At 54.6% G+C, this 9018-nt stretch carries 6 protein-coding genes; all 6 read right to left on the minus strand.

The window, feature by feature from the left end:
• Positions 1–53: 53 nt before the first annotated feature.
• Complete coding sequence (locus tag DV532_RS30135; protein WP_056797643.1) at positions 54–374, minus strand: hypothetical protein; 321 nt, start codon at positions 372–374, stop codon at positions 54–56.
• Positions 371–1738 (minus strand): hypothetical protein, encoded by a 1368-nt coding sequence (locus DV532_RS30140; protein WP_056797641.1) that lies wholly within the window; start codon positions 1736–1738, stop codon positions 371–373. Before DV532_RS30140 ends, DV532_RS30135 begins: the two co-directional genes overlap by 4 nt.
• A 2-nt stretch (positions 1739–1740) precedes the next feature.
• A complete protein-coding gene (locus DV532_RS30145) occupies positions 1741–2244 on the minus strand; it encodes a hypothetical protein (protein ID WP_056797637.1) in 504 nt (167 codons plus the stop codon).
• Positions 2244–3254: a ParM/StbA family protein gene (gene parM, locus DV532_RS30150; RefSeq protein WP_082476776.1), complete on the minus strand. Its 1011-nt coding sequence runs from the start codon at positions 3252–3254 to the stop codon at positions 2244–2246. Before parM ends, DV532_RS30145 begins: the two co-directional genes overlap by 1 nt.
• A 247-nt stretch (positions 3255–3501) precedes the next feature.
• A complete protein-coding gene (locus DV532_RS30155; protein WP_120715538.1) occupies positions 3502–4629 on the minus strand; it encodes a DUF3631 domain-containing protein in 1128 nt (375 codons plus the stop codon).
• A gap of 32 nt (positions 4630–4661) precedes the next feature.
• Positions 4662–5321, minus strand: coding sequence for a hypothetical protein (locus DV532_RS30160; RefSeq protein ID WP_162949028.1), 660 nt, complete (start codon positions 5319–5321; stop codon positions 4662–4664).
• Positions 5322–9018: the final 3697 nt, after the last annotated feature.

A 9018-nucleotide genomic window follows, 5' to 3' on the forward strand; every position in this document is an offset into this window, starting at 1 on the left:
CTTATTATTATAGGGTTAATCCAGTTACGACCAATTTACATCAAAAGCGAATTTTAGGAAATCTTTATCCTTCCCTCTTTTCGCCGACACCGCTCCAGGATAGACTCCAGCCTGGCGATCTCCTCGGGAGCGCCCAGGGCCTTCGCGCACTCGCTTGGCTCAATTCCCAGCAGAAGACTCAGGGCAAATGAAAGGCGCTGGGCATGGCAATTGGCGGCATTCAGGACATGCCTGACTGTTTGGGTTGAAAACACCTCGTCGGCCCAGCCGCCCTGCCCTTCCAGGTGCGCCCAGTCACTGAGGATGTTGAAGATCCGGGAGCAGTCATTGGTCATTGGCTGCTCGCGAATCTCGACACAGTCACGCCGACTCAAGTCCACTCATCCTGTTTGGCGGCGCCCGCCCGCGCCGGCAATTCCAGGGCAATGCGCAAGGCTTCGATCGCCTCGGTGGTTTCAGCATGCGGGACGCTGATCTTGATCTCTTTCTCCAGCAGCCAGTGCCCGTAGGTGCCAGCTGATTCGGTGAAGGCAGTTTTCTTGCCGACGCAGTTGAGGGCATACCACAGGGTGCGGTTGCGCCCCTTCAGCCAGCGGAACGATGATGGTGCCAGGGTGGCGCCATCGCGGGCGGCTTCCAGGAGGGTCATGAGCCCGGTGTAGGTGAAAGCATGCCTGGCCAATCTGCTGTCGGCCATGATGTGACGCAGCGTGTTTTTCAGATCCTTGTTGGAGACCATCGAACGGATGTCCGACTCCTTGACTTTGAGCGTGGCGCCGTGTTTCTTGTACATCCCGTCGATCATGGCGGTCAGCATTTCAACCAGCGCTTTGTGGGAACCAAAGTCCTCCTGCAGCTTGACCTGAGCTTTGGGCAGGGTTTTGATGTCCAGGGCGGCCAGGGCTTTCTTGTCGGTAGGAATCAGCCGGTTTGTATTCCGATGCTCGGTGATCTGCGCCACGTAGTCCATGAGGATGGGCAGAACCTCGACGCGCTTGACCAGGATTTTGCTTCTGAACAAGTCTGCCAGCTTCTTCTCGTCTTCAGTGAGCCGATTGTGGCCCATGTACAGGCTACCCAGCTGCTTGTCGAAGGCCTTGCGACAGAGGTCGTCATTGAAGCCCTGCTGACCATCCCAGATGGCTTTGCGCAAGGACGCATCGCGCTTGGCTTCCTTGTCCAGGCCCACGGGTGGAACGCACTGGGCAAATTGACGCTCGGTCATTGCCATCGAGTACTCATAGCTGTCCGGATCATCGGGGTAGAAATCCAGCGGGGTCAGCTCCGGGTGAACGTTCAAGAACATCCGGTTGTTCGGGAACGCCCTCGACATCTTCAGCAGCAACGATTCCATGGTGTATTTGTCGAACGAGACGTTTTCCGACGCCAAAAATAGCTTGGCGCCGGCAATGGCGAGGAAGCCGCCTGGCAGCCAGTTGAAGAACTTCACATAAATGTTGTCGAATCCACTGATCATCGACGCGGTCATCAAGGTCGGCTTGGTGTCCAGCAGGAAGCGAAGTCCGGCGCCGAAATCAACGCCGATCAGATTTTCCACAGCCTGAGGCACGGTGAAGGCGAATAGTGAAATTTCGGCAATTCTGATCCACCGCCACATCGTTGCGTACACCCAGAAATTGTGGCTGATAAGCCAAAAGGCCAGACAAACCAGGACGACAATCAGAAACGCCCACATCTCCATGTTGGTGTCTGAAGCGCCCGCTCCGCGTTGAGCCATGACTATTCCTCTCTCATCATTTGAAGTCTTTGTAGGGGATCCATGAAGTCGTCATCGTCGTCTTCATCGGGGTAAGCGGCGTTGTCTGGGGGCGATGGCAGGGTTTCATAGGTGCCTGCGAGCTCCACAACCCCCTCAGCAGGCTCTTTCGGGCTTATAGGCTCGGGCTCTACATCAACCCGCCGTGGCGGAACCGGGAGGCTTGCAGGCGCTTGTGGCGCTGTCCCTGCGGGGGGAGTGGAGCTTAGCGCTGGCACTTCGGAAACGGGGATCGGTTTCTGCCGGGCCTTTGCCTCTCTACGCACGGTGCGCACGTCGGGGTTGCGCGCCGCAAACCAGGCTTGTTCACCACTCTCCTGACGCAGGACGACACGAGCCCCGATCATGAGCATTTGCAGCAAGGCCTGGGCCTGACGATTCCGGCCTTCAATGCCCTCCAGATACTCCAGGAGTTCAGCATGACTGGGGTCAGCCTCATACAGGCTAATGACCTTGCGATGGCGCATTACTTCTGCCCCATAGCAAATTCGGCGTACTTGAGCATGCCTTCGGCGTTGGCAAATGCGGCATCTTCCAGCAGCACCTGTTGCTCAAACCAATCTGCCAGGTGGGGCCTCAGGAACTCGCTGGTGCCGCCGATGAAAAATACCGTGTCAATGTCACCGGACTTCTGCAGTTGGCGCATGACGGTGGCCTTGATACTGTTCAGCACCGACATCGTTGCGGAATCGACGATTTCCCCGACGACATGCAGTTTGCCCTTGACCTTCACTTGGCGCGTGGTGAGCGCTTGTTCGACTTGCTCGTCAGTCAGGTCGACACCGTTAAAGAAATCATACAGACGATCCTTGAGGGCGGTGACGATTTTGATCATGCCGATTTCATCGGTGGTGGAGCGATCTCGATCGAGCACCCAGTCCTTGACCACAGCTATATCAAGCGTGCGACCACCAATATCGATGATTGCTGTGCGCTCAAGGGCCCTGTCCTTGACAATGCTCAGCTTGCCCTCAGGATTGCGCTGGATGACGTAGTTGACCCAGCCGGCGATCGCCTCAGACAGCACATCATGCCGCTTGATGACTGCCGGGGCATAACCATCCACACCTTTGACATCGTAGATTTTCAGGTTCTTCTTTTTGCGTCCGATAAGATCCTTGTTCAGGTCGCCGTTGAGGTAGAAGCGCTTGAGTGGAAGTCCGGTGACAATATCCAGTGTATGTGACTGGTTAAGGCCGAGCTGGCGCAGCGCATGAGCCACAATGACACGGTTTTGGGCACTGGTTGGATAGCCATCGTAGGCCGTATCTTCAGCCGCCTCGATATTGCCAACCGAAAACGGGCCGTCCTGGGTCAGATAGCTGAACACGCCGCTTTTCGCGCCGTTGAGCGAAATCTGATTGGACAGGCCACTCATGGCCCTGGAGGGTGTGGAGATGCGCAGTCCATTGGATAGCACAATTTTCGTCTCGCGGTTGCCGTCATCAACGCCCGCGAAAAGGTGATTTTCTGACATTTTTTATTCTCGTTATCAGTCAATATAGGTAATACTAAATCACTCTGGTATCACCTTCAACCAATAACGGGAAAACCCAAACAATATATGAGATAAGCGCACTGGACTCTCTCGGCGCTGGGTTTCCTGCGCATTCCCCCGTAATTCGCCTACCTGCTATTGAGCTCTTCGCTCGCCGGAATGTAATGCTGTGCGGTTGCCAGAGCGGTCGAGCCGTCCCTGGCTTCTCGCGAGCTGATGTGGGCAGTTACAGGCCTTCGCGCTTGACGCGATAAGGCATGATTTCACACCCATAATTCCTGAATGGACATTCCAGGCAACCCTTGCAAAAAGCATCGTTCGACCTGGCCTCCTTGGTCAACGCTCCGACTTCCAGCCGCTTGTCATCGGAAATCCCAAGAATGCGCATTTGGTAGCCGTAGAGGTTTTTTCTACCGGCGCTCGCTGACACCCAGCCTAACTCGCGCAGCTTCTTCGAGACCCACTCAGGCTTCATCCATACCAGGGGCTTGCCTTTGATGGGCTTTTGCCCCATGGCCTGACGCAGGCGGAGCATGACCTCCACCACACTGATCGTTCTGGCCCCTTCCCTCGCGCATTGCTCAATCACATAGGCCAGAGCATCGGTGGCCGAGCGGAATGTGATCTTGCGCTCTGTCTGCTTCTCCAGCGAGCGCTCAATCGCCTGTTCCGCCTCCGCCAGGCCTGACAGCTTGGCCAGCACTCTCAGCGGTGCGGCAATTTCCTGTTCACGATCGGCGCTGGCACCGAACAGGTTGCGGTAGCCATTGCTGACGTCGTTGACATGGTCAAAGGCCCAGCAGTGCAACTCATTTCGCAGTGTATGCAGTTCATCGGAACTGAGCTCGTGTCGGGCAAGAAACGGATCCAGCTGATCCTTGGGGATAAGCTGGGTGGATATTTGAATCATCCGTGTTCCCAGGATCCGATCGACTCCTGTGGTGTTCGAGACAATTTTGACCCCAAAGAAATTTACGATCTCGGTTTTCTTGCGGTCATTCGTGATCACCTTGTTGGCGGAAGCTTTCTTGTAGCTCACCTTCAACACCTGCACCATTTCTGAAAACGATTCGCGTCCGGCGCCCGAGGCTCTTGCCCCAATGGATTCCAGGTCGTCAATCACCACCAAGCCTTTGGCCTCATCCATCAGGCGAATCATCGAGGAGGGGCTGGTCTTGCCGATCATGACCGCATTACAGGACACATCTGTCATGGCTTTGCCCAGGTCGCTCTTTCCTGTGCCACCTTCACCATTGAGTAGAATCAAAGGCACAGCATCGAAGATGGCTTGGACATAGGAGGTGATGCAGGAAAAGGTGAGTACCCAGTAATCATCAGGATCCGGAAGCCACACCTTGGCATGCAGGTGCTGGTATACACGCTTGGCTAGGTGCCGCAGGCTTTGCGGGGTGTAGTCATTGGCCAGGTAGCGTTGTATCGAATCCCATGACCAAGTCGACTGAAACCCTGCAATGGGTGGTTTTTGCAGCAGGTGCCATCGGTTAGGCGACAAATATGCGACTGGCGCCCCTTGGTCGACTTGGTTTCGATCACATTGAGCAGTGTGCGGTCGGATCGCACTACCACCACATCAATCGATTCGCTGCCCGCTTGTGCTACTCCATCCACGACATGCGGGGTGGAAACCAGGGTCTGCACGGAATAATAGAGGCAGCCGCGAAGAAAGGTGGAGCCCAAATCCACCGGGGCATAGGCCGCACGCGTGGGTAGTAGCTCAGCGGGCTCCGGTTCGCTTGCCAGGTGATTGCCTGAGAGCTTTTCAAGGCGGTAGACCATCCGCCAGACCATGAGCTTGGCTTGTACAGCAGCAAGTTCGGCCTGACTCCCCTTGCCCTCCAGATTGCTCACGACGGTTTCAACAACCGAATCCCAGTCCTCTGCATCGAACAAGTCCGACGTGTTGTCATCCTCACCGAGGTTGGCCACTTTCAACAGTTGATCCAGGGCTACCAAAGCGATACCGGCCTCGGCCAGACCGAAACTGTCAATTGCTTTATCTCTGAGCGTTCGTCCGGTAATCATCATGATGTCCAGGTGCGGATGTGGCAGTCGAAAGCCCGGATTTCGTGGCTTTGCGGTGTGTCCAGTTAGAGTCCAGGTATCATCACATAAGTAGGTACTTTCGTCCAGTGTCGTCCAACATGATACCTGCTTAACTAGCAGTGCCTGACCGAACAACGCCGTATTGATTGGGTTTGCAGTTTCAGAATTTTTAATGGGGTATACTGGACAAAAACTGGAATATATAGAAAATCGTGTAAAATCAATGGATTGCTGATGTTTTAGTCCGGTTCTACTGGTTTATACCCGTGATTGAAAACGTGCTAACACTTGATAGTGGCTAAATGCCATCAACCGCACGGTGTTCTCGATTGAATCGTGCAGCTGATCAGGGAGGTTCATGCTTCTATACCCCTCCCCTGTCCGTGCGTTGCGTTTTATTGATGGTTTCTTCCAGTCTCCGTTTGAATTAAAGGAACATCTCGTTAAGGCCTCGGAAACGATCTGCGGGACTCGCCGGATCACCGCTTCGGTTGCTCAACTTTAACTGTGACTTCCGTCGTTGGGACTGGGCTACCCAGGGTGAGATCGTCGCCCCTGCTCGTTTTCGAGGGATCCGGAATCACCGTCTCCCTGGTCAAGCTTTATAGGACAGGCCATCAATCTAGCTGACTATCGTTTGTGCTCGTTGAGTTGCCCGGTTATTGCGTGTCTATGCAATCGATTTTCCTGCCGAGGATGCCAACTGTTCTGGGTCAATGTGAAACGGTTGCACTGGATTCAGCTCTAACCTGCACGACAGCAGTGATCAGTGAATAACAGCAATGGGCACGAGAATGATCCGATTACTTGGCGTGCATCTCTGTTAGATCCATGGGCTTCTCAGGGCTCCCTCCCCTCTTTCATTTTAGAATGTTTGCTTGACCCAGCACTTTGCTCCGCTTATGGCTCTTGCTGGTGACGCCAGAGCAAAGACGCGCCGGTTGCGTGCGGCTTTAGCGTGTTGATGATTTGCAATGCGACCGCAGCCCAAGATTCATTGGTTTGCTCGATGTCTCGCTATTGCTTGTCAGTGGGCCTCGCTTGATAATTCCTGGGCGATTTTTGGCGCTGATTCTCATGCTCTAGCCTCCCATGAAGAGCTGCCCCAAGTGCTTCAGCCTAGATGTTTAATGCCCTGAACTGAATGCCCTTTCTCCGCACACCCCCCCCTCCCTCCCCTCCCCTTCTTGCTTCTGGTCTTCCATGCACGTAATAGGGGCCAGCGGTTGGGTGCCATCAATCCATCGACGCCACCGTCCGCTGGTCAAGATGACTGGACGATGCGCACTTGAAGCCTATAGTCAGGTGCGTTAATGATTCGCCTGCCCGCAGCACCCAACGATTTCCCCAATTTGGGTTTCCTGCGAGGGTAGTCGTTGGTCATATTTCCGGGCATGAAAAATTTCGGTCAGCGCCGTGAGTCGTTAACCACCCTGCTTTGCGGTAGCGCACCTTTGTAGACACCCTCCACCTTGGTAGCTCGTATAGCATGTTGACCTTGGTTGTGTTTAAGTGGATGTGAGTAACCCCAAATTGGGGTAATGGGGTCGTCATCAATTTTGCCTCGAATCCGTTGCTGGCCTTCCGGTCTTTTCGTGAGTGGGGCCTACGAGCGACAGGCTCTAGTTTTGGGGCTGATGCTTTACCCCAATTTGGGGATCCGCAGGTGCAGTCGATTACTGCTTCTCGTATCAGCTACGAGCAGTGTTGTTAAGTTGTGATTTTTGGTGTGAGCCACCCACCCCATATTGGGGTGCTCCCCAGTTCGCAACGCCGACTGCCCTCGTCTAGCACTTCCTCGGGTATGCTTGGCACCATGGGGCATCGAGTCATCCTTGGCTGAAACTGCAGGACGCCATCCACCCCAAATTGGGTTTTCATCCTGCACCCAGTGATAAATCACCTAGCTTCTCAAGCAAGCTGATCGGACATGCTATCTGTGCTCGTTGTGGCGCAACCCCAATTTGGGGTAATCCGCCGCTCGCTAGACTGCGGGTAATCGCCTGCTGTCACAGCTTCCTCGCAGGCTTGCAACGCCCTGCGATGGCTGTAACAGTCCAGTTATCAGCTGATCATAACCACCCCAATTTGGGGTTGGTCAGTCTAAGGAGGTCGATGGTGGTGTTCTGAGGATATACCCAGCCGAGGTTAGACCAGGCGGCGAGTCTATCGCCTGGCTCGTATGCATTAGGGCTTATCCACTAAGCGTCGCCCCCAATTTGGGGTAGAGTTGGTTGTCGGTCGTGACCTGAGTTCTATTAGCCAGTGCGCTGCCAAACCAGCTCCGGCTTGCCAGTCTGTTACCCCTAGTCGCCTTAGAATGTGAGTCCTGGCTAGCCCTATACCCCAAATTGGGGTGATCCACTCTGCGCCGGGTAGGCTTCATTGTGGATGGGTGCCTGAGGCCACTAAGGGGACGACCATCGACCAGAGCACTGCCGTCGTCAGTCATTGCCTAAATTTGACTCCTCGAAGTTTGACTGGCCGCCGGTGTCCCTTTCGACCGGGATCTGCGGCGAGTGACTTCGCAGCTTTGAGTCACCTGGCATGTTATCACTGCCGTCTTTGGATGCTAGACAACCCCCAATTTGGGGCGCTAACCTTCCTTCCCTATATGCCCCTAACCCCCGTGCCCAAGCAACCGATGGCTATGGTGCTTGAGGCCGCTGTTCTGCAAGGCGAAACCTTTAGCGAGTATGTTGGTGTCCACTCGTCTAACTGTCTTGCAGATCGCACCCCAATTTGGGTTGGCATGTGTCGTCCCTTAAATCTGGGCGCCAAGGTGTCATGGAGAAGTCCGATGCCAGGCGCGCACAATAGGAGAGGAGGAGGGCGTGCATGGCTGATAACTGATTGAGTCGCAGGCGAATCGTCTCGGCATGGTCGACGCTAGACCCCTTAGACAGTCAAGGATGACAAAACCAATTTGGGGATGGGCTTGCGGGTGGCGGATGGCAAAAGGCGATCATGTGAGCCGGCATGAGCGTTAATCCGAGCACACCAGGCGCCTGGTCAATCAGGAATGAACGTCCCCGAATTGGGATGAGCCTGCAGCTATGATTCGAGTGGGGGTGACAATCCGAATAGCCACCTGATGCCAGTAGTCCTAGGTCTGTGCGTAGGCGCTCGCCAAGACTATTGATTCGCGTGCGTGGGTCGCCCCAAATTGGGGTGAGCACTAAGCTGGGAGTGGCCCTTCTCACCCTCGCGATTGCCACTGAGTCACTATCATTGACCCTGCATCTGCACGAAGAGTGGCAGTCTGTCGTTCCGAAACCGAAAGATCAGGGAGCGGTAGTTGTCGTCCATTGGGAGTAACGTCAGCGCGTATGTCAGTGCTCCAGCGTGCCTGAACCCCAATTTGGGGCATGATTCACAGATGGCTTAGTGAGCGCCAAACGGCGATGACTAAAGTGGCTCTGGGAATGTCGAGGGGGCTGCATAGCACTTTATATAGTGGAAGGACGAAGTTTGTCAGAAAATTCCACAACCAAAAATGCCAGACTTCACCCTTGAATTCCGAACTTCCACGTCTATCATCTATTGGGACTTGGCTGCCATCTTTGGCAGGAACAACCCCAAATTGGGGAGAGCACCTTGACCCTGGGAAGGTGACTCGGTATCTTGTCACACAAGGCTTAATCTGGATGAGAATGTTTCTCAATTGTGGGGGGTGGCA

The sequence above is a fragment of the Pseudomonas sp. Leaf58 genome, from assembly GCF_003627215.1.
GTDB lineage: Bacteria > Pseudomonadota > Gammaproteobacteria > Pseudomonadales > Pseudomonadaceae > Aquipseudomonas.

Coding starts and splice junctions, on each gene's coding strand:
- DV532_RS30140 (WP_056797641.1), bottom strand. CDS start 1,738: ATGGCTCAACGCGGAGCGGGCGCTTCAGACACCAACATGGAGATGTGG.
- DV532_RS30145 (WP_056797637.1), bottom strand. CDS start 2,244: ATGCGCCATCGCAAGGTCATTAGCCTGTATGAGGCTGACCCCAGTCAT.
- parM (WP_082476776.1), bottom strand. CDS start 3,254: ATGTCAGAAAATCACCTTTTCGCGGGCGTTGATGACGGCAACCGCGAG.
- DV532_RS30160 (WP_162949028.1), bottom strand. CDS start 5,321: ATGATGATTACCGGACGAACGCTCAGAGATAAAGCAATTGACAGTTTC.